Origin of the sequence: Saccharopolyspora sp. 6V (assembly GCF_020176785.1) — a bacterium.
Lineage (GTDB): Bacteria > Actinomycetota > Actinomycetes > Mycobacteriales > Pseudonocardiaceae > Saccharopolyspora_C > Saccharopolyspora_C gregorii.
In genome coordinates this window covers 1-23,912 of record NZ_JAIUKB010000136.1, presented here as the reverse complement: position 1 = coordinate 23,912, position 23,912 = coordinate 1, and the positions used below count along the sequence as shown (strand labels likewise).

The window sequence follows — 23,912 nt, the reverse complement described above, 5'->3', positions numbered from 1 at the left end:
CCCGCGCCCCGGCCCCCCCCCCGGGGGGCCGGCGCCCGCGCCGCGGGCGACCCGCGGTGCCCCGTCGGCGGCCCCCCCCCGGGGGGGGGCGGGCCCCGCGGGGGGGGGGGGGGGCCCCTCTTTCGTGTCCGGTCGTGGGGGACGCCGACACACCGGGGAATGTCGGCACGGAGCTCTCCGCGTCCGGGCGCGACGCTGGGCGCATGGATCTGACGAGCGGGTTCGCCCACCTCACCGGCATCGCCTTCGCGGCCGGGGCGCTCGGCGCGGTGGCCGGGTGGGGCGGCCGCGCCCTGCTGCGCTCCGCGCGCATCGGGATACCGGTGCCGCGGTGGTGCTGCGAAGCGGGGACCGCGCTGCTGTGGGCACCGGTCGCCGCCCGGGCGGTGGGCGGGGCGTTACCGGTGTGGTGGGCGCCGGTGCCGCTGCTGCTCGGATGGGCCGGGGTCCTGCTCGCGGTCTGCGACCTGCGCGCGCACCGGCTCCCGGACGCGCTGACGCTGCCCGCCTGGCCGCTGGCGTTCGCCGCGGTGGCCGGGACCGCGAGCGCCGCCGGGAACGCCGTGATGCTGGTCTCGGCCTTCGTCGGCGCCGCCCTGTTCGCGGGGTGCTACGGCCTGGTGCGGATGCTCTCGCCGCCCGCGCTGGGGCCGGGCGACCTCAAGCTCTCCGGGCCGCTCGGCGCGCTGGTCGGCGCGGTGTCGGTGCCCGCGGTCCTCGGATGCGTGCTGGTGAGCGCGGTGCTCACCGCGTTGCACGCCTGCGCGGTCCGGCGGTCGGCGGTGCCGCACGGCCCGGCGATGCTGCTGCCCGCCTGGCTGGTCACGGCGGTCGGCCCGGTCTTCGGGAGCGGTTGACCGATCCGCACCCGGCCCGCCCGGCCTGCGGCGTTGCGTGGCAGGATTTCGGTGTGTTGCGTTGGATGACAGCCGGAGAATCGCACGGTCCCGCCCTGGTGGCGGTGCTGGAAGGCATGGTCGCCGGAGTGGAGGTGACCACCGCCGACATCGCGACCCAGCTGGAGCGGCGCAAGCTCGGCTTCGGCCGCAGCCCGCGGATGAACTTCGAATCCGACGAGCTGGAGATCATCGGTGGGGTCCGCCCCGGGCGCCCCCAGGGCGGCCCGATCGCCGTCCGCATCGGCAACACCGAATGGCCCAAGTGGGAGCAGGTCATGTCCGCCGACCCGGTGGACGAGGACGTGCTCTCCGGGCTCGCCCGCAACGAGCCGCTGACCCGCCCGCGGCCCGGCCACGCCGACCTGCCCGGCATGCAGAAGTACGGCTTCGAGGAATCGCGGCCGGTGCTGGAGCGCGCCAGCGCCCGCGAGACCGCGGCCCGCGTCGCCGCGGGCACCGTGGCGCGCCGGTTCCTGCAGCAGCTGCTCGGTGTCGAGATCGTCAGCCACGTGGTGAGCCTCGGCTCGGTCAGCGTCGCGGGCGAAACGCTGCCCGGGCCGGACGACCTGGCCGCCATCGACGAGAACCCGGTGCGCGCCTTCGGCGACGACGCGACCGAGCGGATGATGGCCGAGGTCGACGCCGCGAAGGCCGATGGCGACACCCTCGGCGGCGTCGTCGAGGTCATCGCCTACGGCCTGCCCGCGGGCATCGGCTCGCACGTGCACTGGGACCGCAAGCTCGACGCGCGCCTCGCCGGAGCGCTGATGAGCATCCAGGCGGTCAAGGGCGTCGAGATCGGTGCGGCGTTCGCGAACGCCACCCGCCGGGGCAGCGCCGCGCACGACGAGATCTACCCGGCCGACGGCGCCCGCTGGGTCAGCCGCGGCAGCAACCGCGCGGGCGGGCTCGAAGGCGGCATCACCAACGGCGAACCGCTCGTGGTGCGCGCCGCGAAGAAGCCGATCTCCAGCCTGCCCCGCGCGCTGGCCACCGTGGACACCGACACCGGCGAACCGGCGCAGGCCATGCACCAGCGCTCCGACATCACCGCCGTGCCGCGGGCAGCCGTGGTCGCCGAGACGATGGTGGCGCTGGTGCTCGCCGAGGCGGTGCTGGAGAAGTTCGGCGGCGACTCGCTGCCGGAGACCCGCCGCAACGTCGAGGGCTACCTCGCCGCCCTGGCCGAGCGCGCCGAGAAGCGGCAGGTGCGCTGATGTCGCCGCGCGCCGTCGTGGTCGGCCCGCCGGGGTCGGGCAAGACGACGGTGGGCAGGCTGCTCGCCGACCACCTCGGCGTGGCGTTCCGCGACACCGACGACGACGTGGTGCGGCTGGCGGGCAAACCGATCCCGGACATCTTCACCACCGACGGCGAACCGGCGTTCCGCGCGCTGGAGGAGCAGGCCGTGGCCACCGCGCTCGACGAGCACCCCGGCGTGCTCTCGCTCGGCGGCGGCGCGGTGATCTCCGAACGCACCCGGAAGCTGCTCGCCGAGCACCCGGTGGTGTTCCTGACCGTGGGCCTGGCCGAAGGCGCCCGCCGCACCGGGCTGGCCCAGACGTCCCGCCCGCTGCTGGCCGGGGTGAACCCGCGCGCCACGTTCAAGGCGCTGCTGGACGCGCGCCTCCCGCTGTACCGGGAGGCCGCCGACGTGGAGCAGCCCACCGACGGCCTGGAACCGTGGCGCCTGGCGGAACTGGTCGCCGGGAAGCTCGCCGAGATCCGTCCGGGCGGCACCAACCCGGCCGCCGAAGCGTGAATAATCGCGGGGGAAACGCCGCGGGGCGCTCGACGTCCCGGCGGTGTGCCGAGCCGCGACTGAATGAGTGGAGAACGATGCCCGAGCCGGTGCGCATCAGGGTCGGATCCGAGCAGCCCTACGACGTGGTCGTGGGGCGGGGCCTGCTCGGTGACCTCGTCGAGCTGCTGAGCGGGACCTCGGTGGTGGCGCTGCTGCACCAGCCGAGCATCACCGCGACCGTCGAGGCCGTGCGCGAGGAGCTCGCCGACGCGGGCATCGACGCGCACCGGGTCGAGATCCCCGACGCCGAGGAGGGCAAGAGCCTCGCGGTCGCCGGGTTCTGCTGGGAGGTCCTCGGCAAGATCGGCATGGACCGCGGCGGCGTCGTGGTGTCCTTCGGCGGCGGCGCGGTCACCGACGTGGCCGGGTTCATCGCCGCCACCTGGATGCGCGGCGTGCGCGTGGTGCACGTGCCGACGACGCTGCTCGGCATGGTGGACGCCGCGGTCGGCGGCAAGACCGGCATCAACACCGAGGCGGGCAAGAACCTCGTCGGCCTGTTCCACGAGCCGACCGCGGTGCTGGTGGACCTGGCGACGCTGGAGAGCCTGCCGCGCAACGAGCTCATCGCGGGCATGGGTGAGGTCGTCAAGACCGGTTTCATCGCCGACCCGCGCATCCTGGAGCTGATCGAGCAGGACCCGGACGCCGCGCTTGACCCGACGGGCGAGGTGCTCGGCGAGCTGGTGCGCCGCAGCATCCAGGTGAAGGCCGACGTGGTCGCCGCGGACCTCCGCGAATCGCACCAGCGGGAGATCCTCAACTACGGCCACACCCTCGCGCACGCCATCGAGCGCCGGGAGCGCTACCGGTGGCGCCACGGCGCGGCGGTCAGCGTGGGCCTCGTGTTCGCCGCGGAGCTGGCGCGGCTGGCGGGCCGGCTCGACGACGAGACCGCGGACCGGCACAAGCGGGTGCTGGACCTGCTGGGCCTGCCCACGTCCTACGACCCGGACGCGCTGGGCCAGCTGCTGGACTCGATGAAGCTGGACAAGAAGACCCGCTCCGGGATGCTGCGGTTCGTGGTGCTCGACGGACTCGCGAAGCCGGGCAGGCTGGAGGGCCCGGACCCGTCGCTGGTGGCGGCCGCCTACTCGGCGCTGACCGGCGGCGAGCGCAAGCAGGCCGGGTCGGAGGTGTTCCTGTGAAGGTCCTGGTGCTCAACGGCCCGAACCTGGGCCGGCTGGGGACGCGGGAGCCGGCGATCTACGGGTCCACGACCTATGCGGACCTGGTCGCGCTGTGCGAGCGCACCGGTGCGGAGCTGGGCCTGGACGTCGAGGTGCGGCAGACCGACCACGAGGGCGAGCTGCTCGGCTGGCTGCACGAGGCGGCCGACGCGGGCACCCCGGTGGTGCTGAACGCGGCGGCGTGGACGCACTACTCGATCGCGGTGCGGGACGCGTGCTCGCAGCTGACGGGTCCGCTGCTGGAGGTGCACATCTCGAACGTGCACAAGCGCGAGTCGTTCCGCGGGCACAGCTACCTGTCGGACATCGCGACCGGGGTGCTCGTCGGGCTGGGCGTCCGCGGCTACGCGCTGGCGCTGCGCTGGATCGCGGAGGAGCGCACCGCCCAGGCCTGAGCGCCCGGTTCGGGTCCGGGCGGTTGAGACGATCTCCTAAACTGGGGTGGCCCGGGATCGCCCGGGATTCCCGCGCGGGGGCGGGGGATCGCACGGGGGAAGGCTCTTTCCGCTCATGGTCGAACGATCCCGCCCGTCCGGGCGGGTGCGCGCGCTGGTCCCGCTCGGCGCGGCGCTCGCACTGCTCGCGGCGTGCGCCCTGCCCGAGGCGGTGCCGCAGCACCCGCCGACCCGGTTCGACCGGCCCGTCGAGCGCAGCCTCAGCAGCGGCGCGTTGCGCACCGCGGACGAACGCTCCAGCGACGGTGTGGTGGCCTCCGGCGGGAATCCGGCCCCGTACAACTACGCGCCGAGCGTGCTGGCCGAACCGGAGGGCGAAGGCATGCACCACCGGGCCTGGTGGTGCAGCCAGCTGCCCGGGATCGGCCCGCCCGGTGACGACGTGCTGTTCGCCGAATCCGGTGCCCTGGACGAGGAGTTCTCCGCGGACGGCGCCCCCGCGGTCCCGGTGTTCACCGCCGAACCGGGCGCGTTCGACGGCAAGCACACCTGCGACCCGTCGGTGCTGCGCACCGGAGGCCGGTACTACCTGTACTACACGGGGGCCGCCGCCGAGCACGCCCACGGCAACGCCATCGGCGTCGCGAGCAGCGGCGACGGCCGCGCGTGGCGGCGGGAGGCGGGCGGCCGGTCGATCGTGCGGCCGTCGGGGGAGGTGCACCGGGCCAACGACTACGGCGCGGGCCAGCCCTCGGCGCTGTTCCTGGACGGCTGGTTCTACCTGATGTTCACCGACACCACCGCGTCCGGCGCCGGGTGGAACGGCGCGGGGCAGTTCGTGCTGCGCGCCAAGGACCCGGAGTTCACCGACCGGGTGCAGGCGCTCGGCGAGGCCGGTTTCACCCCGGCGGGCACCACCGACGCGGCGCGGCGGCGGTCCGTGGTGGACGCGTTCAGCGCGGACTGGATGTGGAGCGACGCGCTGCGGGCGTTCCTGATCGCCCACCAGACCGAGCAGGGCACCACGATCACCTCCTGGGACCGCGACTTCACCCGCCACCCGTACGCACCGCTGCTGGTGCCCGGGCCGTGGCGGGAAGGACCGGGGCTGGTGCGCGGCGACGACGGGCACGCACCCACCTCGACCGAGGACCCGTGCGGCACGGTGCCGGTGGACCTGCTGCGCGCCACCGAACCTGACCCGGCGCCGACGGCGTTGCGCTCCTTCGGGCTCGACGTGATCGGGGTGACCGGCTGCGCCGCCCCGGCGGGCGCCCGCGACGTGCTGGAGGCGTTCGGGGTGCCGTCGCCGGAGCGCACGGTGGACGTGGTGCGCGGCGGGCGGAAGGTGCGCGTGGAGCGCCGCTCGGTGGCCGCGACGATGGTGCGCCGCGTCCTCGACGAGCGGGTCCCGGCGCTGGAGGACGTGCCGGTGGCGGGCGTGGTCCGCGCCGGCGCACCGGTGCTGCGGTCCCCGGCGGGGGAGCTGGTCGTGCTCGACGACCACGACCGCGCCTGGACGATCCTGGCGGACAGCGCGGCCGCGAACGACTCGCCGGTGACCGACCTGGACCAGCGCGCCTGGGACGCCTTGCCCCGGGCCGGCGACCTCCGCTGACGCCTCGACGGGCCGTCCGCCAGGGGTGCTCGGGGCAGGCGGTCCGTGCACCTGGCGCCTTCGGCCAAGCGGGCGTGGCCTCGCGCGATGTCTGGTTAGGCTGGTGCGCATGCCCGAGACGCACGCCCGCCGCCGCCAAGCCCTGCGCGACCTGCTCCGCCGAGCGGAGCTGGACGCGGTGCTGGTCACCGACCTGCTCAACATCCGCTACCTGACCGGGTTCACCGGTTCGCAGGCCGCGCTGGTGGTGCACGCCGCCGACGAGCCCGGTGCGGAGCGAGCCACCGCGTTCAGCACCGACGGCCGCTACCGAACCCAGTCCGCCGAGCAGGTCCCCGACCTGGAGCGGTTCATCGAGCGGCCCAGCGAACTCGTGCTGGCCGAACACCTCGCGCAGCACCCGGCCCGCTACCGGCGCACCGGCTTCGAGAGCGGGCACGTCACCGTGGACGGGCTCGACGTGATCGCCGCGGCCGCCCCGGGGATCGAACTCGTCCGGGCCCCCGGCCTGGTGGAGGAGCTCCGCCTGATCAAGGACGCCGCGGAGGTGGACGCGCTGCGGATGGCGTGCGCGGCGGCCGACCGCGCGCTGGCCGACCTCATCGAGCACGGCGGGCTGCGCCCCGGTCGTACCGAGCTGGAGGTGGCCCGCGAACTGGAGGCCCGGATGCGCGAGCACGGCGCCGCCGGTCCGTCGTTCGAGACGATCGTGGCCGCGGGCGCGCACTCGGCGATCCCGCACCACCGGCCCACTTCGGCGGTGCTGGCCGCGGGGGACTTCGTGAAGATGGACTTCGGCGCCCTGGTGGACGGCTACCACTCGGACATGACCCGCACCGTGGTGCTGGGTTCCCCCGCCGACTGGCAGCGCGAGATCTACGAGCTGGTCCGGACCGCGCAGGCGGCCGGGTGCGAGGCGGTGCGCCCCGGCGCGGACGTGCGCGAAGTGGACGGCGCGGCCCGGAAGGTGATCGAGGACGCGGGGTGCGGCGAGCGGTTCCCGCACGGCCTCGGCCACGGCGTCGGCCTCGAAATCCATGAGGCACCGGCGTTGTCGCAGCGGGGGGACGGTACGATTCGTGAGGGGATGGTGGTCACCGTCGAACCCGGCGTGTACGTGCCGGAGCGTGGCGGGGTCCGCATCGAGGACACCCTGGCCGTGCGCGAGAGCACGCCGGAACTCCTCACCTTGACGACCAAGGAGCTCGTCGCCGTCTGAGCGCGGTGCGCGTGCGGCCGATGACGTTACGGCGGCGCCGCACGCCGCCTCAGTTGTCAACCGCAGCCCGCATCACATGGAGAGACCGGACACGTGGCATCCACGAACGACCTCAAGAACGGACTCGTGCTCAAGATCGACGGCCAGCTCTGGTCCGTGGTCAACTTCCAGCACGTCAAGCCGGGCAAGGGCGGCGCCTTCGTGCGCACCACGCTGAAGAACGTGCTCTCCGGCAAGACCGTCGACAAGACCTTCAACGCCGGGGTCAAGGTCGAGACGGCGAACGTGGACCGCCGCGAGATGACCTACCTCTACGACGACGGCACCGACTTCGTCTTCATGGACCAGGACACCTACGACCAGGTGACCGTGGCGCGCCCGGTCGTCGGCGACGCGGCGGACTACATGCTGGAGAACAGCAACGTGGTCATCGCTCGCCATGACGACGAGCCGCTGTACGTGGAGCTGCCCGCCTCGGTGGAGCTCTCCGTCTCGCACACCGACCCCGGTGTGCAGGGCGACCGCTCCACCGGCGGCACCAAGCCGGCGACGCTGGAGACCGGTGCGGAGATCCAGGTCCCGCTGTTCCTGAACACCGGCGACAAGGTCAAGGTCGACCCGCGCGACGGGCGCTACCTGGGTCGCGTCAACACCAAGTGATTCGTTCCCGCCGCGCCCGCGGCCCCGCCGGTGCGTCCGGCAGGGCCGCGGTTCGCGCCGGGCGGGGGACACCGGAAAGAGAGTTGTGAGTTGGGCTCACGGAGCAAGGCCCGCAAACGCGCGGTGGACGTGCTGTACGAGGCCGACCTGCGCGGTCTCGACGCGGTGACGTTGCTGTCCGAGCGGCTCGCCGCGCCCGAGGCCGCGCCCGTCGCGGACTACTCGGTGACGCTCATCGAGGGCGTCGCGGGCAACCGGCAGCGCATCGACGACGTGCTCGTCGAGCACTCCGAGGGCTGGACGTTGAGCCGGATGCCCGCGGTGGACCGGGCCGTGCTGCGGCTGGGCCTCTACGAGCTGCTGTGGAGCGAGGACGTGCCGCCCGCGGTCGCCATCGACGAGGCCGTGGAGCTGGTGAAGGCGCTGTCCACGGACGATTCGCCGCGGTTCGTCAACGGCGTGCTGGGCCGGATCGCCGGGATCAGCGACCGGCTGCGGACGTCGATCCGCAACCTGGAGGCCGCCGAGGCCGCGGCGCGGGAGCGCGCCGAGTCCGACGCGCAGAACTGATCAGCCGAACTTCGCGGGGGCGCCGGTGCGTCCCCGCGTTGTCGCATCCGCACCCGGAAATCGGTTTCCCGGCCCGAGCGCAGGACGGCTGCGGCCCCGTCCCCGGGTTCCGGGGCGGGCCCGCAGCAGCCGCATTCGCGAGTTCACTCCTCCCGAGCGGGTCGTGCCTCGGGCGGCAGGACGCCCCAGTCGATGAGCTGTTCGGTCAGCTCGCCGGGGGTCATGTCGTAGATGATGGCGAGGGATCGCAGGTCCTCGGTCCGGATGGACAGCACCTTGCCGTTGTAGTCGCCGCGCTGGCTCTGGATGGTCGCCGCGTACCGGGCGAGAGGCCCGACCTTCTCGGCAGGCAGCTGCTGCAACCGCTCCAGGTTGATCACGACCTTGGTGGCCGGTTCGGCGCCGGAGGGCACCCGACCCTCCGGGAGTAGCTCCGCGACCGGAACACCGTAGAAGTCGGCCAGTTCGGCGAGCTTCTGCACGGTGACCGCTCGGTCGCCACGTTCATAGGACCCGACGACCACGGCCTTCCACCGCCCGCCTGACTTCTGCTCGACGCCGTGCAGCGAGAGACCCTGCTGCTGGCGGATAGCGCGGAGCTTGCCGCCCAGCGCCTTGGCGTAGTCGCCCATGTGGCGTTTCTCCGTTTCATTCGCCCCGTCAGCCTAGATCGGATGCCGGGGAGGAAAGCTCAGATTGATACGGAGAGTAATGTTCGCTCGCAAGTGTCACTAGGTCAAGTTGGTCTTCCTATGCCGCCAGGGCGAGTACGCACACACCACCCGGACGATTGACCTGCGGACGCTGATAGCGTACAAGGCGAACCCGGTGGTCACCTGGTGGCGATCCGAAGTTCGTTCCGGCGGGCGGGTGCACGCGCATCCCGTCCACTGGGGAATCAACCATCCTTTAAGGACCCGTCCAGTGAGGCGGGGAAGGAGGCCAGACCGTGGCGTCACGCCGGCAGGCGGGCGCGACGGACCCGGCCGGGCAGCGGGAGCTGCTCTCGGCCGGTGACGTTGCGCGCACGATCGCCCGCATCGCTCATCAGATCATCGAGAAGACCGCGTTGGACACCACCGCGGAGGGGCCCGAGGCCCCGCGGGTGGTGCTGCTGGGAGTCCCGACCAGGGGCGTGCCGCTGGCGCGCCGCCTCGCCGCCCGGATCGCGGAGTTCAGCGGGGTGGAGGTGCCCACCGGCACCCTCGACATCACGCTCTACCGAGATGACCTGCGAAAACAACCGAACCGGCCGCTGGAGCCGAGCAGCCTGCCGCCCGCGGGCATCGACGGCGCGCTGGTGGTGCTGGTCGACGACGTGCTGTTCTCCGGCCGCACGGTGCGCGCCGCGCTGGACTCGCTGCGGGACCAGGGCAGGCCGAGCGCGGTGCAGCTGGCGGTGCTGGTCGACCGCGGCCACCGGGAGCTGCCGATCCGCGCGGACTACGTGGGCAAGAACGTGCCGACCTCGCGCAGCGAGGAGGTCGCGGTGCGGCTCGCGGAGGTCGACGACGCGGACTCGGTGTTCATCCGGCGCAGCGAGGAGGTGCGGTGATGCGGCACCTGCTGTCCACCGAGGGCCTGGACGCGGCGACGGCGACCGCGGTGCTGGACACCGCGGGCACGCTGAAGCAGACGCTGCTGGGCCGCGAGGTGCGCAAGCTGCCCACGTTGCGCGGGCGCACCGTGATGACCATGTTCTACGAGAACTCCACCCGGACCCGGGTGTCGTTCGAGGTCGCCGGCAAGTGGATGAGCGCCGACGTGATCAATGTGTCGGCCTCCGCGTCCTCGGTCGGCAAGGGCGAGTCGCTGCGGGACACCGCGCTGACCCTCTCGGCGGCCGGGGCGGACTGCGTGATCGTGCGGCACCCGGCTTCGGGCGCGGCGCACCGGCTCGCGGGCTGGCTGGACGAGGCGGGCACCCAGGTCGTGAACGCGGGCGACGGGATGCACGAGCACCCGACGCAGGCGCTGCTGGACGCGGCGACGCTGCGGGAACGCCTCGGCGAGCTAGCCGGGCGCAAGATCGCGATCGTGGGTGACCTGCTGCACAGCCGGGTCGCGCGGTCGAACGTGCACCTGCTGCGGACCCTCGGCGTCGAGGTGGTGCTGGTGGCGCCGCCGACGCTGGTGCCGCACGGCATCGAGCACTGGGGCGCGGAGGTCGTGCACGAGCTGGACCCGGTGCTGCCGGGCCTGGACGCGGTGATGCTGCTGCGGGTGCAGGCCGAGCGGATGCACGGCGGGTTCTTCCCGTCGGCTCGCGAGTACTCGATCGCCTACGGCCTGAACGAGAAGCGGCTGGCGCTGCTGCCGGAGCACGCGGTGGTGCTGCACCCCGGCCCGATGCTGCGCGGCATGGAGATCGCCCCGGCGGTGGCGGACTCGCCGCGCGCGGCGATCACCGAGCAGGTCCGCAACGGGGTCCACGTGCGCATGGCGGTGCTCTACCACCTGCTGGCCGGAGAGGAGATCGCGGCGTGAGCCGGGTGCTGATCGAGGAAGTCCGTCCCTACGGGGACGGCACGCCGGTGGACGTGCTGGTCGACGGCGAGGTCATCGCCGAGATCGGCGCGGACCTGGGCGTCGAGGCCGACGAGGTCGTGCGGGGCGGCGGCGGGGTGCTGCTGCCCGGTTTCGTGGACCTGCACACGCACCTGCGGGAGCCGGGCCGCGAGGACACCGAGACGGTCGAGACCGGTTCGGTGGCGGCCGCGCTGGGCGGCTACACGGCGGTGTTCGCGATGGCCAACACCGACCCGGTGGCCGACAACGCGGTGATCGTGGAGCACGTGTGGCGCCGCGGCCTGGAGATCGGCCTGGTCGACGTGCACCCGGTGGGCGCGGTGACGGTCGGCCTGGGCGGCGAGCAGCTCGCGGAGCTGGGCACGATGGCGCGCTCGGCGGCCGGGGTGCGGGTGTTCTCCGACGACGGCAAGTGCGTGCACGACCCGCTGGTGATGCGCCGCGCGCTGGAGTACGCGAAGGCGCTGGGCGTGGTGGTGGCCCAGCACGCCGAGGAGCCGCGGCTCACGGTCGGCGCGCAGGCCCACGAGGGCGCGAACGCGGCCCGGCTGGGCCTGGCGGGCTGGCCGGCTCCGGCGGAGGAGTCGATCGTGGCGCGGGACTGCCTGCTGGCCGGGCACACCGGCGGCACGCTGCACGTCTGCCACGTGTCCACGGCGGGCACCGCGGAGATCCTGCGCTGGTGGAAGTCGCGCGAGTCCGCGGGCACCGTGTCGGCGGAGGTCACGCCGCACCACCTGCTGCTCACCGACGAGCTGCTGAGCACCTACGACCCGGTCAACAAGGTGAACCCGCCGCTGCGCACCGACGAGGACGTGCGGGCGCTGCGGCGGGCGCTGGCGGACGGCACCGTCGACTGCGTGGCCACCGACCACGCGCCGCACGCCGCGCAGGACAAGGACTGCGAGTGGTCGGCCGCCAAGCCCGGCATGCTCGGCCTGCAGACCGCGCTGGGCGTGGTGGCGCGCACGATGGTCGAGCCGGGCCTGCTGGACTGGCGCGGCGTGGCGCGGGTGCTCAGCGAGCGGCCCGCGCAGATCGCCGGGCTGGCCGACCAGGGCCGCCCGATCGCGGTGGGCGAACCGGCGAACCTGGCGCTGGTCGATCCGGACGCGCGCTGGACGGTGCGCGGCGCGGAACTGGCCAGCATCACGGCGAACACGCCTTTCGAGGGCATGGAGCTGCCGGGCCGGGTGCGCGCGACGCTGCTGCGCGGCCGGGTCACCGCGCACGAGGGCGAGGTGCGGCGCTGATGGAGCGGACGCTGTGGGTGCTGGCGCTGCTGGCGCTGCTGGCGCTGGTGTACTTCGGGATGCGCCGCGGCTGGCTGAACCGCAAGCGGCGCCAGGACGCGGAGTTCGCCGCGTTCCCGGCGGCCCCGGCGGACGTGGCCGAGCGGCCCGCGCTGCTGGCCGACCAGAGCGGCTTCTACGTGGGCAGCACGAAGGCCGGTGACTGGCAGGACCGGATCGTGGTCGGCGACATCGGGCACCGCGCGAACGCGGTGGCGAAGCTGCGCGACTCGGGCCTGCTGCTGGAGCGGACCGGCGCGAGTCCGATGTGGATTCCCGCGGAGTCCGTGCTGGACGCGCGGGTGGACCACAAGCTGGCGAACAAGGTCGTTCCCGGTGCGGGGCTGCTGGTGGTGACCTGGCGCCTGGGGGACCAGGACATCGACACCGGCTTCCGCGCGGACGACAAGTCCACTCAGGACGAGTGGGCGGGTGCGGTGCGGGCATTGGCGCCTGCCGCAGGACGTGACGACAACCCGGAGGGACAGGCATGACCGCGCACACCCCGGCGGCACTGGTGCTCGAAGACGGCCGGATCTTCCGCGGCGCCGCCTACGGCCAGGAGGGCCGAACGCTCGGCGAGGCGGTGTTCTCCACCGCCATGACCGGTTACCAGGAGACGCTGACCGACCCGTCCTACCACCGCCAGATCGTGGTGCAGACGGCGCCGCAGATCGGCAACACCGGCTGGAACGACGAGGACGACGAATCGCAGCGCATCTGGGTCGCGGGCTACGCCGTGCGCGACCCCGCGCGGGTGCCGTCGAGCTGGCGCTCCCGCCGCGCGCTGGACGAGGAGCTGCGCGCGCAGGGCATCGTGGGCATCGCCGGCCTGGACACCCGCACGGTGACCCGGCACCTGCGCGAGCGCGGCGCGATGCGCGCCGGGATCTTCTCCGGTGCGGCGCTGGGCTCCGACGAGGAGCTGGTGGCGCAGGTCGCGGCCTCCGAGCAGATGTCCGGCGCGAACCTGGCCGGTGACGTGACCACCGCCGAGCCGTACATGGTGGCCGCCGAGGGCGAGAAGCGGTTCACCGTCGCGGCGCTGGACCTGGGCATCAAGTCCAACACGCCGCGGATGATGGCCCAGCGCGGCATCGAGGTGCACGTGCTGCCGCTGTCGTCCACAGTGGACGACCTGCTGGCGGTGAACCCGGACGGGGTGTTCCTGTCCAACGGCCCCGGCGACCCGGCGACCGCCGACCACGCCGTGGAGCTCACCCGCGAGGTGCTGGGCCGCAAGCTGCCGCTGTTCGGCATCTGCTTCGGCAACCAGCTGCTGGGCCGCGCGCTCGGCCGCGGGACGTACAAGATGCGCTACGGCCACCGCGGCATCAACATCCCGGTGATCGACGTGGACACCGGCAAGGTCGCGATCACCGCGCAGAACCACGGTTTCGCGGTTGAGGGCGAGGCTGGCGAGCGGTTCGGCACCGACTTCGGCGCCGCGAAGATCAGCCATTACTGCCCGAACGACGGGACGGTCGAGGGCCTGCGGCTGCTCGACGGACCCGCGTTCAGCGTCCAGTACCACCCGGAGGCGGCGGCCGGTCCGCACGACGCCGCGCCCCTGTTCGACGAGTTCACCAGCATGATGAGCGAGGCCCGCTGATGGCGAAGCGCACTGATATCGAGCACGTGATGGTGATCGGCTCCGGGCCGATCGTCATCGGGCAGGCCTGCGAATTCGACTACTCGGGCACGCAGGCGTGCCGGGTGCTGCGGGAGGAGGGGCTGCGGGTCAGCCTGGTCAACTCCAACCCGGCGACGATCATGACCGACCCGGAGTTCGCGGACGCCACCTACGTGGAACCGATCACCCCGGAGTTCGTGGAGAAGGTCATCGCGGCCGAGCGCCCCGACGCGCTGCTGGCGACCCTCGGCGGCCAGACCGCGCTGAACACGGCGATGGCGCTGGACGAGCGCGGCGTGCTGGAGAAGTACGGCGTGGAGCTGATCGGCGCCGACATCGAGGCCATCGAGCGCGGTGAGGACCGGCAGCGGTTCAAGGACATCGTGCGCTCCATCGGCGGCGACGCGCCGGAGAGCGCCGTGTGCAAGTCGATGGACGAGGTCCGCGAGTTCGTCCGCGAGCACTCGCTGCCCGTGGTGATCCGCCCCAGCTTCACGATGGGCGGCCTGGGCTCCGGCATGGCGCACACGCACGAGGACCTGGAGCGGATGGCCTCGCTGGGCCTCACCGAGTCCCCGGTGCACGAGGTGCTCATCGAGGAGAGCGTGCTCGGCTGGAAGGAGTACGAGCTGGAGCTGATGCGCGACCACGCGGACAACGTGGTGGTCATCTGCTCCATCGAGAACATCGACCCGATGGGCGTGCACACCGGTGACTCGGTGACGGTGGCCCCGGCGATGACGCTGACCGACCGCGAGTACCAGAAGATGCGCAACGTCGGCATCGACGTGCTGCGCGCGGTGGGCGTGGAGACCGGCGGCTGCAACATCCAGTTCGCGATCCACCCGGAGACCGGGCGCATGGTCGTGATCGAGATGAACCCGCGGGTGTCGCGCTCCTCGGCGCTGGCATCGAAGGCGACCGGTTTCCCGATCGCGAAGATCGCGGCGAAGCTGGCGATCGGCTACACGCTCGACGAGATCCGCAACGACATCACCGGCGAGACCCCGGCGAGCTTCGAGCCGACGCTGGACTACGTGGTCGTCAAGGTGCCGCGGTTCGCGTTCGAGAAGTTCCCGGGCGCCGACCCGCTGCTGACGACGACGATGAAGAGCGTCGGCGAGGCGATGTCGCTGGGTCGTTCCTTCCAGGAGGCGCTGGGCAAGGCGCTGCGCTCGATGGAGACCTCGCGGATCGGGTTCTGGACGAAGGGCGACCCGGAGGGCGCGACCCTGGAGTCCACTCTGGACGATCTGCGGATCGCGCACGACGGGCGGCTCTACACCGTGGAGCGCGCGCTGCGGCTGGGCGCCACCGTGGCGCAGGTGCACGAGGCCTCGGGCATCGACCCGTGGTTCGTGGACCAGGTCGCCGCGCTGGTGGAGCTGCGCGAGCAGCTGATCGCGGCGCCGGTGCTGGACGCGGACCTGCTGCGGCTGGCGAAGCGCTCCGGGCTGTCCGACCGCCAGATCGCCGCGCTGCGCCCCGAACTGTCCGATGAGGACGGTGTGCGGTCGCTACGGCACCGGCTGGACGTGCGGCCGGTGTACAAGACGGTGGACACCTGCGCGGCCGAGTTCGCGGCCCGCACCCCGTACCACTACTCGGCCTACGAGCTGGACCCCGGCGCCGAGTCCGAGGTCGTCGAGCAGCGGGAACGCCCCAAGGTGATCATCCTCGGGTCGGGGCCGAACCGCATCGGCCAGGGCATCGAGTTCGACTACTCCTGCGTGCACGCGGCGACCTCGCTGCGCGACGCCGGGTTCGAGACCGTGATGGTCAACTGCAACCCGGAGACGGTGTCCACCGACTACGACACCGCGGACCGGCTGTACTTCGAGCCGCTGACGTTCGAGGACGTGCTGGAGGTCGTCGAGTCCGAACGCGCGTCCGGCGAGGTCGCGGGCGTGATCGTGCAGCTGGGCGGGCAGACGCCGCTGGGCCTGGCGCAGCGGCTCGCCGACGCGGGCGTGCCGATCGTGGGCACCCCGCCGGAGGCGATCCACCTCGCGGAGGAGCGCGGCGCGTTCGGCGACGTGCTGCGCAAGGCCGGGCTGCCCGCCCCGAAGTACGGCATGGCGACCTCGTTCGACGCGGCCAAGCGCATCGCCGACGAGATCGGCTACCCGGTGCTGGTGCGTCCGTCGTACGTGCTCGGCGGCCGCGGCATGGAGATCGTCTACGACGAGGCGTCGCTGGAGAACTACATCGCCCGCGCCACCGAGGTCACCCCGGAGCACCCGGTGCTGGTGGACAACTTCCTCGACGACGCCATCGAGATCGACGTGGACGCGCTGTGCGACGGCGACGAGGTGTACCTCGGCGGCGTGATGGAGCACATCGAGGAGGCCGGCATCCACTCCGGCGACTCGGCGTGCGCGCTGCCGCCGATCACGTTGGGACGCCAGGACATCGAGCAGGTCCGCGAGTCGACGAAGGCCATCGCGAAGGGCATCGGCGTGCTCGGCCTGCTCAACGTGCAGTACGCGTTGAAGGACGACGTGCTGTACGTGCTGGAGGCGAACCCGCGGGCCTCGCGCACCGTGCCGTTCGTGTCGAAGGCGACGGCGGCGCCGCTGGCGAAGGCCGCGTCCCGGATCATGCTGGGCGCGAGCATCGCCGACCTGCGGGCCGAGGGCCTGCTCCCGTCCACCGGGGACGGTGCGGACCTGCCGATCGACGCGCCGGTGGCGGTGAAGGAAGCGGTGCTGCCGTTCCACCGCTTCCGCACCCCGGAGGGCCACGGCGTGGACTCGCTGCTGGGGCCGGAGATGAAGTCGACCGGTGAGGTGATGGGCATCGACGTCTCCTTCGGGCAGGCGTTCGCGAAGTCCCAGACCGCCTCGTACGGTTCGCTGCCGACCTCGGGCACCGTGTTCGTGTCGGTCGCCAACAAGGACAAGCGTTCGCTGGTGTTCCCGGTGAAGCGCCTCGCCGACCTCGGGTTCGAGGTTCTCGCGACCTCGGGCACCACGGAGGTGTTGCGGCGCAACGGGATTCCGGCGAAGGAGGTGCGCAAGCACAACGAGTCCAAGCAGGACGGTGAGCGCGACGTCATCGACCTGATCCGGGCCGGCGAGATCGACATGGTGGTCAACACCCCGTACGGCAACCCGGGCCCGCGGGTCGACGGCTACGAGATCCGCACCGCGGCGGTGTCCCGGGACATCCCGTGCATCACCACCGTGCAGGGCGCTTCGGCGGCGGTGCAGGGCATTGAGGCGGTCATCAACGGCGACATCGGCGTGCGGCCGCTGCAGGCGCTGCAGGCGGCGCTGCGCAAGAGCGGTGAGCTGCGGTGACGGCCGTCCGGGCCGGTTTCGGGCGGCGGCTCGCGGACGCGGTCGCGGCGCGCGGCGCGCTGTGCGTGGGCATCGACCCGCACCCGGCGCTGCTGCACGCCTGGGGCTTGGAGGAGAGCCCGGCGGCGTTGGAGCGGTTCGCGATGACCGCGGTGGAGGCGCTGGCCGGTGAGGTCGCGGTGCTCAAACCGCAGTCGGCGTTCTTCGAGGTCTACGGCTCGGCGGGCGTGGCGGTGCTGGAGAAGGTCGTCGCCGCGTCCCGCGAAGCCGGGGCGCTGGTGCTGCTGGACGTCAAGCGCGGTGACATCGGTTCGACGATGACGGCGTACGCCAACGCCTACCTCGACGAGCACTCGCCGCTGGCCGCGGACGCGCTGACGGTGTCGCCGTACCTCGGTTTCGGTTCGCTGGCACCGGCGCTGGGCATCGCGGAGCAGACCGGGCGCGGCGTGTTCGTGCTGGCCCGCACCTCGAACCCGGAGGGCGTGGCGTTGCAGCGCTCCACCGCCGAGGACGGCCGCACCGTCGCCCAGTCCATCGTGGACGCGGCGGCGGAGAACAACGCCGGGGCCGATCCGTTCGGCTACGTCGGCGTGGTGGCCGGGGCGACGATCAAGCCGGGGGAGCTGGACTTCTCCCGCTTGAACGGGCCGATCCTGGCTCCCGGCCTGGGAGCCCAGGGCGCCACCGTGCAGGGCCTGCGCGCCACCTTCGGCGCGGCGCTGCCCTCGGTGCTGCCCGCCACGGCCCGCGACGTGCTCGGCCACGGCCCGTCCGTGGCCGACCTCCGCTCGGCGGCCCGCCGGGTCCGCGACGAACTCGGAGTCCTGCTGGAGGCGTGACGCGGTCTTCCGCCAGCTGAACGGCCCGTTCGACCGGTCTGGTCGGACGGGCCGTTCATGTGCGGGGTGTCTTCTCGGCCGGGACGACGAAGGCGGGCTCGGTTCACGCGTCTCCGGGTTCGAGGGCGAGGTGGAGCTGGCCGCCGTCGAGGGCGACGAGGGGGGTGAACGGGTCCGGGTTCCCCGCCAGGCAGCGGGCGCAGTCGACCGGATCGGTGACCGCGGTCGAGTCCCCGGCCAGGGCGCGGCTGTCCAGCGGCTGGTGGCACGCGGGTGCGGGGAACTTCAGCCCGCCGTACCAGTCCCGCAGCTCGACGCGGTGGACCCGTCGCCCGCGGCCGGGCTGGCGCAGGTTGCGGTTCCGGAACCGCGCGCACTCGTGCTCGGACAAGCCGCGCAGGGCCAGGGAGGTCGGGTCGGTGCGGCGCTCGATCGCGGACACCCGATCCAGAGTCCTGGCAGGTGGGAGCGCCGCATACCGCGAAATCGGTGAAGTCCCGCCGACGATCGGGTACCGAAGCAGGTGAATGGCCCATTCACCCGATGAGCCTGGTCGAATGGGCCATTCACCTGACCGCCCGTCGCTGAACCCGCCCGGCGGGTCGTGTCGGTGTCCTGTCAGCGGCGAAACCGCTGAGGTTCCGCCACCCGAGCACCACGCGGCAGAAGCAGCGAGAACTGGCAGTGACGGGTCAGGTGGTCGGGAAGTGGTCCTCCGCGGACGGGATGGTGCCGGAGAGGCTGTAGTCCTTGCCGTCGTCCCCGTCGTAGTTCTGCTGGTAGTACTGCTCCTCGCCGAGGAGGCCGCGGGCCGCGGCGCTCTCCGGGGTGCGCACGTCGGAGACGGTTTCCGCGGTGTCGCGGGCGGCGGCGCCGTTGATGCCGCCGCCTTCCGGCCATGCCGTCGCCCTGTCCACAGCGGACTGGGTGGTGCGTTCGGCGGCCCGGCCCAGGTCGTCGGCGTTGCCCATCAGTCCGGCCCCGCGCCCGCCGAGCTGCTCGGCGCTCTTGCCGAGCCCGGTGGCCGCGTCCGCGGTGCGCGCCCCGGCGCTGCCGAGCGCGTCGCCGCCGCGGCCGACCGCGCTCGCGGTGGAGCCCAGGGCGTCCGCGCCGCGGGAGGTGGCCTGCCCGGCGGCGGTCGCGGCGCCGCCGAGCCCCGGCGAGGTCGGGAACGCCGACAACCCGCCCGCGGTGAGCTTGGAACCGACCTTCGCGCCCGCCTCCGCCATGCTCTCCAAGGCCTTGGCCAGGTGCGTCCCGGCCTTGCCGAGCTTGGCGAGCAGTTCGCTCACCTTCGTCGCGATCTTCGACAGGGTCATGCCGACCCGCCCGGCCGCGTAGCCGAGGTAGCCCGCGACGGTCGCCCCGAAGCTGACGACGGACCCGGCGAGCGCGGCCAGCGCGCCCTTGATGAGTTCGGCGACGACGGCGGCGATGATGTCCCGCACCAGGCCGCGGCAGGTGGCGACCATGGTGCCCGCGGTGGCCATCGCGCCGGACGCGGTGCCCGCGCTGATCGCCATGGCCTGGACGCCCTCGGCGAACTCCCCGGCGCGCTGCTGGTAGGTGTCGCACGCCTTGCCCTGCCAGTCGGCGCAGCCGGACTGGACCTGGCCGGGGATGTCGGCGGCCAGCTGCTCCAGGTCGGTCTTCACCTGCTGCCAGGTGTCGGCGCCCTCCTTGATGGCGTTCGGGTCGCCGGCGAGGAAGTCGAGCGCTTCGCGCAGCGGCGTCAGGTGCTCCATCAACCAGCCGACCCCGGCGGCGAGCACCGAGCCGATCGGGTCGATGGCGGTGATCAGCCCGTCCAGCGCGAGGATCCCGCCGCTGGCCGCGAACTCGCCCCAGTCCTCGCTCTCGAACGCGTTCCAGGTGGCGCGCGCCGAGTCGAAGATGCCCGCGCCCGCGGTCGAGGTGTCGGACCCCATGTCGGTGAGCATGCCGGTCATACCTCCACCTGCCCGAGCTGCTCGGAGTTGCGGACGTCGGTGTCCCGGTAGTCGGCGGCGGTCGCCTCGACGCGTTCGCCGAGGTCCCGGGTGAGGTCGGCGAACTTGCCGATCTCCTCGGCGGCCCGCTGCGAGGTCTGCCGGGCCTGCCCGGAGAACGCCTGCCCGACCAGCCCGAAGCTGTCGACGCCGAACGAGACCCCGGCGCCCTTCTGCCCGGCGGCGGCGATGTCGTCGGCGAGACCGGCCAGCCACTGCGCGTGCGTGGACAGCCGGTCCGGTGTCACTTTGAACATGAACTCACTCCCCAGTGATCACCGCAGGTAGGTCTGCGGCGGTTCGTCCTCGTCGAAGGCCGGATCGTCGTTCCGACTCGCGGCGGACCCGTCCGGTTCCGCCGGGAGCTGGGTTCGCAGGAATTCCATCGCCGACGCGCCCGCGAACGGCTCCACGGTCTGCGCGACCCGGTGCGCGACGGCGCCCTGGGCTTGGGCGGCGAGCCGCAGGATGGTGTCGCGCAGCTCGGCCGGGCCGCGCTGCATCGAATTCCGGTCGAAGTCCAGGCCCTGCAGGGCGCCGTTGGAGCCGACGGTGACCGAGACGCCGCCTTCGGTGGCGGTCTCGGTGAGGGAACCGAGCTGTTCCTGCAGCTGCTGGGACTGGCGCACCATCTCGTCGGCGCGGTCCTGCAGCGAGTCGAGGAACTGCTGCGGTGTTTGCTCTGCCATGCGGAAAACCCCCGGTGTCGTGCCTGTCGCGGCGCCAGGTGCGCGCCTCGCGCCGGCCGGGTACGACCCGTCGGCACCACGATCGACGATCGCGGCGCCCGGACGGTTCCACGCGCGTGCACCGCGCACACCGGAACCCCAGAGCTCCCCCGGGAGGAGAGCGAACCCACCGGCACGAGCGCCCCCAGCGCTCGGCGCCCATCCAACATCCCGCAGCGCGCCGAGGTCAACGCGGGGTCGTGCGGAACGTGTGCGGAACGTGTGCGCGGCGGGTGGTGCACTGGAGCGCAGCGACCGGCACTGTGGTCCGTCCGCCGGTCGGGAGCCGCGCGGTGAGCGGCCGGTTCGTCGGCTGGGGGTGGGCGAACCGAGCCGTTCACCGGCCCGGTCCTCATGCGCCTCAGGCCGCGGGGTGCAGGGCGCGGAGGCGTCCGGCGACCAGGCGGCTGCGGACGCCGAAGCCGAGCGCGACGACCGGCAGGGCGGCGAGGGCGAGGACGCCGAGCGGGGCTTGGCCGCTGAGCAGCGCCGCGCCGAGACCGAGGATGCCCAGCACCAGCAGCAGATTCGCGCGGGCGAGCCGTCCGCCGACCGGCACCGGCGGCTCTACGTCGGGATAGCCGTGCCGCCGCCGCGCGAGGGCGAACCCGGCGCCGACGGCGAGGAACGCGTGCCCGGCCACGACCACCACGACCGGGACCCAGCCGAGCAGGTCGAGCCGACCGCTGCCGAGCCCGCCCGCGAGGACCAGCCACCACCCGGCGGCGAGCAGCGCGGGCGGCCAGATCCCCAGCCGGGCGCGCCTGCGCCGTTCCGCGTCCCGGGAGGGCAGGTGAACGCCGAGCAGCGCGAGCCCCAGCAGCGGTGCGAACAGCGCCCAGCCCAGCGGCGCCCACTCACCCGCCGATGCGACCACCACGTTGCTGCCCCGGTTGTCGAGCTCGCGGCGTTCGACCGGTGCGGGGGTCGTGGTGTTGTCCGGGGTGAGGTCGGAGTACTTGAAGGTGCGCTGCTCGGTGCGGCCGTCGTCCCAGCGGATCGTCGCCTCGCAGCGCCACCACCAGCCGAGACCCGACGCGCTGATCGGCCCGACCCGCGCGCAGCCGGTGGCCAGCGCGGTGCCGCGCTCGGTGGGCGTGCCGTCGGTGCCGGTGATGCCGGTGGCGCCCATGACGGTGGCGAACACGAGCAGCACCAGCAGCCGCACCGCGAGCTGCGCGGCGATGCCGCCGGCCCTGCGTCCCGGCGAGCGCTCCGGCGCCTCGCGTTCCTCGCGCGGAGCGGCCGGTTCGCCGTGCCCGGGCAGCATGTCGTCGGAAGGTCGCACGTCCAGTCCTGTTCCCCCAGAGGCCGTTGCGGCGCCGAACCTAGCACGCGCCCGCACGCCGCTCCCTCGACCGCGCGGCTCCTCGACTGCGCGGCCCCCGCAGGTGAATGGCCCATTCGCCCAGTCCGCTTGGGCGGGTGGGCCATTCACCTGGTGGATCAGCGGGCGCAGAGGACCTCGACGGCGGTCTCGGCGTCGCCCTGGAAGGCCATGTCCAGGAAGTAGAGCTTGTCGGAGAGCTCGCCCAGCTGCTCCTTCACCACCTCCACGCGCGTCTCGCCCTGGCTGAGGTGGATGCCGCGCGTGGCCATCGTGATCACGATCGCCTCCGCCCGCCCCGCCGCGGTGATCTCCCATTTCGCTTCGCTCATCCGTGCCTCCCGTGATTCGGATTTCCGTTGGTGCGGAACACCTTCGGAACTTCCCGCCCTGGCACGCAATGAATCTTTCGGGTGAGGGATCTGGCTTGCCGCGGCGGCAACCCGAGAAGCTGCTCCCGAACGGCACAGGAGGTGGCATGAGCACGAGCAGCGCGGTCCCGGTGCGGACGCGCCGAGTGGCGAGCAGATTACGCGATCTGCGGCGGCGCAGCGGACTTTCCGCGCCGGAGGTGTCGCAGGCGCTGGGAATCTCGATGAGCAAGATCAGCCGGATGGAATCCGGGCACCGAGGCCTCAACACCGACGACGTGGCGGCGCTGCTGGGGTTGTACCGGGTTCCCAGCCGGGAGCGGGAGGAGGTGCTGACGCTGGTTCGGAACGGTGCGAGCCCGAACTGGTGGACCATGCCGAGTGGCTCGCTGGAGAAGTACTGGGACGACTTCCGATCTTTCGAAGCGGAAGCGACCACCTTGCGGAGCTACGAAACGATGCTGTTCCCGGGACTGCTGCAGACGCCCGGGTACGTCATGGCCATCGCGCACGCTCTTGCGCCGCACGGCATCGAAGACGACTTGGACAAGCTGCTGGCTCAGCGCACTGCGCGGCAGACTCAGCTGCACAGCGAGCGCACTTTCGAGTTCTTGATCGAGCAGAGCGTGCTCGAACGGGAGGCCGGAACTGCGGAGACGATGCACAGGCAGTTGGAACGCGTATCGGCCGTCGCGACCCGATCGAACGTGAGCGTGCAGATCGTGCCGCACTCCGCTGGGGCGCACGTCGGCCTGGACGGGCCGTTCCTGTACTTGGAATTCGCCGAGCACGCTGATCTCGTCCTCGGGGAGGCCATCGGTTGTGCCTCCTACATCGAGGAGAAGCAGATCGTCGCGGAGCGGCGAGAAGCACTAGGAATGCTGCGCAAGATCGCGCTGCCTCCCGACGAGTCGTTGCGACTGATCGACCGGAAATCCGACGAGTGGCGTCGGCGGAGCTGACGAACAGGAGAGATCGATGCGATCGCACTGGCAGAAGAGCAGCTACAGCAACTCGGTTCAATACTGCGTCGAGATAGCCCACTTGGACGACACCATCGCCGCCCGCGACTCCAAGGACCCCCACGGCGGCGTGTTGCGGATGTCGTCCGCCGCGTGGTCGGCGTTCCTGCACGCGCTCCGCGCGGACCGGTTCGACGGCTGATCTCCGCCGAACGGGCGGAAGTTCGTCCCAGACCCGGCCGCGGCTACCAGCTCGGGGTGGAACCGGGTTCGCACCTCATCGACGCGATGGCGACCGCCCGTTCGCTATCCGACGGCGCCGCCGAGCTCTCGGTGCGCCTCGAACTCGGGCGGGTGGACCGGGAACGAGGCGACCTCGGCCGCGTCGTGCGGCCGCTGCGGCGCAGCCTCGCGCTCGCCGGGCGGCTCGGCGACCGGGACATAGCGGCGAACCTGCGGCTGTTCTTCGCCGAAAGCGCACCTCGGCGCCGCTTCGCCCGACGCGGGCTTCGACGTCGAAGCCCACCCCCCCCGCACCGAAACCACCACACCGAACCCCCCCCCCCCCCCCCCCCCCCCAGAA

Annotated in this window: 25 protein-coding genes and 1 pseudogene; 19 read left to right on the top strand and 7 right to left on the bottom strand. The window is 72.7% G+C overall.

All coding sequences use genetic code 11. The annotated features are described in order from the left end of the window. Positions 1–203 precede the first annotated feature (203 nt). The 9 genes from LCD35_RS23975 to nusB all read left to right on the top strand — a co-directional run bounded on the left by LCD35_RS23975 (position 204) and on the right by nusB (position 8,355). Positions 204–857 (top strand): prepilin peptidase, encoded by a 654-nt coding sequence (locus LCD35_RS23975; RefSeq protein ID WP_224956591.1) that lies wholly within the window; start codon positions 204–206, stop codon positions 855–857. Between the two features lie 53 nt (positions 858–910). Further along, positions 911–2,116, top strand: a complete 1,206-nt coding sequence (aroC, locus tag LCD35_RS23970; protein ID WP_224967212.1) for a chorismate synthase — start codon at positions 911–913, stop codon at positions 2,114–2,116. Further along, complete coding sequence (locus LCD35_RS23965) at positions 2,116–2,661, top strand: shikimate kinase (RefSeq protein WP_224956589.1); 546 nt, start codon at positions 2,116–2,118, stop codon at positions 2,659–2,661. The genes aroC and LCD35_RS23965 overlap by 1 nt, the downstream gene beginning before the upstream one ends. A 77-nt stretch (positions 2,662–2,738) precedes the next feature. Then, a complete protein-coding gene (gene aroB / locus LCD35_RS23960) occupies positions 2,739–3,851 on the top strand; it encodes a 3-dehydroquinate synthase (protein WP_224956588.1) in 1,113 nt (370 codons plus the stop codon). After that, a complete protein-coding gene (aroQ, locus tag LCD35_RS23955) occupies positions 3,848–4,288 on the top strand; it encodes a type II 3-dehydroquinate dehydratase (RefSeq protein WP_224956587.1) in 441 nt (146 codons plus the stop codon). The genes aroB and aroQ overlap by 4 nt, the downstream gene beginning before the upstream one ends. Positions 4,289–4,403: 115 nt before the next feature. After that, complete coding sequence (locus LCD35_RS23950) at positions 4,404–5,906, top strand: beta-xylosidase (protein ID WP_225044944.1); 1,503 nt, start codon at positions 4,404–4,406, stop codon at positions 5,904–5,906. Positions 5,907–6,015: 109 nt separating this feature from the next. Continuing rightward, entirely contained in the window at positions 6,016–7,125 is a 1,110-nt protein-coding gene (locus LCD35_RS23945; RefSeq protein ID WP_224956585.1) for a Xaa-Pro peptidase family protein, read from the top strand. A gap of 93 nt (positions 7,126–7,218) precedes the next feature. After that, a complete protein-coding gene (gene efp, locus LCD35_RS23940) occupies positions 7,219–7,785 on the top strand; it encodes an elongation factor P (RefSeq protein ID WP_224956584.1) in 567 nt (188 codons plus the stop codon). 90 nt (positions 7,786–7,875) lie between these two features. Then, complete coding sequence (gene nusB / locus LCD35_RS23935) at positions 7,876–8,355, top strand: transcription antitermination factor NusB (RefSeq protein ID WP_224956583.1); 480 nt, start codon at positions 7,876–7,878, stop codon at positions 8,353–8,355. Between the two features lie 143 nt (positions 8,356–8,498). Here nusB and LCD35_RS23930 read toward each other — a convergent pair whose 3' ends face one another. Further along, positions 8,499–8,987, bottom strand: a complete 489-nt coding sequence (locus LCD35_RS23930; protein ID WP_009943043.1) for a transcriptional regulator — start codon at positions 8,985–8,987, stop codon at positions 8,499–8,501. Positions 8,988–9,304: 317 nt separating this feature from the next. Here LCD35_RS23930 and pyrR point away from each other — a divergent pair, with 317 nt between their 5' ends. Genes pyrR through pyrF form a run of 7 tightly spaced genes read left to right on the top strand, consistent with a single transcriptional unit; the run spans position 9,305 to position 17,953 of the window. Beyond that, entirely contained in the window at positions 9,305–9,910 is a 606-nt protein-coding gene (gene pyrR, locus LCD35_RS23925) for a bifunctional pyr operon transcriptional regulator/uracil phosphoribosyltransferase PyrR (RefSeq protein ID WP_224956582.1), read from the top strand. After that, positions 9,910–10,842: an aspartate carbamoyltransferase catalytic subunit gene (locus tag LCD35_RS23920; RefSeq protein ID WP_225044943.1), complete on the top strand. Its 933-nt coding sequence runs from the start codon at positions 9,910–9,912 to the stop codon at positions 10,840–10,842. Before pyrR ends, LCD35_RS23920 begins: the two co-directional genes overlap by 1 nt. Further along, positions 10,839–12,137 (top strand): dihydroorotase, encoded by a 1,299-nt coding sequence (locus tag LCD35_RS23915; RefSeq protein ID WP_225044942.1) that lies wholly within the window; start codon positions 10,839–10,841, stop codon positions 12,135–12,137. Before LCD35_RS23920 ends, LCD35_RS23915 begins: the two co-directional genes overlap by 4 nt. Then, entirely contained in the window at positions 12,137–12,670 is a 534-nt protein-coding gene (locus LCD35_RS23910) for a transporter (protein ID WP_224956577.1), read from the top strand. Before LCD35_RS23915 ends, LCD35_RS23910 begins: the two co-directional genes overlap by 1 nt. After that, positions 12,667–13,788: a glutamine-hydrolyzing carbamoyl-phosphate synthase small subunit gene (gene carA / locus LCD35_RS23905; RefSeq protein ID WP_225044941.1), complete on the top strand. Its 1,122-nt coding sequence runs from the start codon at positions 12,667–12,669 to the stop codon at positions 13,786–13,788. The genes LCD35_RS23910 and carA overlap by 4 nt, the downstream gene beginning before the upstream one ends. After that, positions 13,788–17,111, top strand: a complete 3,324-nt coding sequence (carB, locus tag LCD35_RS23900; RefSeq protein WP_224956575.1) for a carbamoyl-phosphate synthase large subunit — start codon at positions 13,788–13,790, stop codon at positions 17,109–17,111. The genes carA and carB overlap by 1 nt, the downstream gene beginning before the upstream one ends. Then, entirely contained in the window at positions 17,108–17,953 is an 846-nt protein-coding gene (gene pyrF / locus LCD35_RS23895) for an orotidine-5'-phosphate decarboxylase (protein WP_225044940.1), read from the top strand. Before carB ends, pyrF begins: the two co-directional genes overlap by 4 nt. Before the next feature lie 103 nt (positions 17,954–18,056). Here the strand turns inward: pyrF and LCD35_RS23890 are convergent, their stop codons facing one another. From LCD35_RS23890 to LCD35_RS23865, 6 genes are all read right to left on the bottom strand, one after another. Next, positions 18,057–18,395: a hypothetical protein gene (locus LCD35_RS23890; protein ID WP_225044938.1), complete on the bottom strand. Its 339-nt coding sequence runs from the start codon at positions 18,393–18,395 to the stop codon at positions 18,057–18,059. Positions 18,396–18,645: 250 nt separating this feature from the next. Further along, positions 18,646–19,902: a WXG100 family type VII secretion target gene (locus tag LCD35_RS23885; RefSeq protein WP_225044937.1), complete on the bottom strand. Its 1,257-nt coding sequence runs from the start codon at positions 19,900–19,902 to the stop codon at positions 18,646–18,648. Continuing rightward, positions 19,899–20,198 carry a type VII secretion target gene (locus LCD35_RS23880; RefSeq protein ID WP_225044935.1) on the bottom strand — a complete coding sequence of 100 codons (300 nt, stop codon included), beginning with the start codon at positions 20,196–20,198 and terminating at the stop codon, positions 19,899–19,901. Before LCD35_RS23880 ends, LCD35_RS23885 begins: the two co-directional genes overlap by 4 nt. An 18-nt stretch (positions 20,199–20,216) precedes the next feature. Beyond that, positions 20,217–20,630, bottom strand: coding sequence for a YbaB/EbfC family nucleoid-associated protein (locus LCD35_RS23875; protein WP_225044933.1), 414 nt, complete (start codon positions 20,628–20,630; stop codon positions 20,217–20,219). A 400-nt stretch (positions 20,631–21,030) separates the two neighbouring features. Then, positions 21,031–21,957, bottom strand: a complete 927-nt coding sequence (locus LCD35_RS23870; RefSeq protein WP_225044931.1) for a DUF6346 domain-containing protein — start codon at positions 21,955–21,957, stop codon at positions 21,031–21,033. A 158-nt stretch (positions 21,958–22,115) separates the two neighbouring features. Next, entirely contained in the window at positions 22,116–22,328 is a 213-nt protein-coding gene (locus LCD35_RS23865; protein ID WP_224978003.1) for a hypothetical protein, read from the bottom strand. 146 nt (positions 22,329–22,474) lie between these two features. On the opposite strand from LCD35_RS23865, the gene LCD35_RS23860 reads away from it, so the two are divergent. The 3 genes and pseudogenes from LCD35_RS23860 to LCD35_RS23850 form a co-directional block, all read left to right on the top strand. Further along, a complete protein-coding gene (locus tag LCD35_RS23860; RefSeq protein ID WP_224956564.1) occupies positions 22,475–23,329 on the top strand; it encodes a helix-turn-helix transcriptional regulator in 855 nt (284 codons plus the stop codon). 16 nt (positions 23,330–23,345) lie between these two features. Beyond that, a complete protein-coding gene (locus LCD35_RS23855) occupies positions 23,346–23,531 on the top strand; it encodes a DUF397 domain-containing protein (RefSeq protein ID WP_224956563.1) in 186 nt (61 codons plus the stop codon). Between the two features lie 56 nt (positions 23,532–23,587). Continuing rightward, positions 23,588–23,912, top strand: a pseudogene (locus tag LCD35_RS23850) (hypothetical protein); the annotation flags it as partial.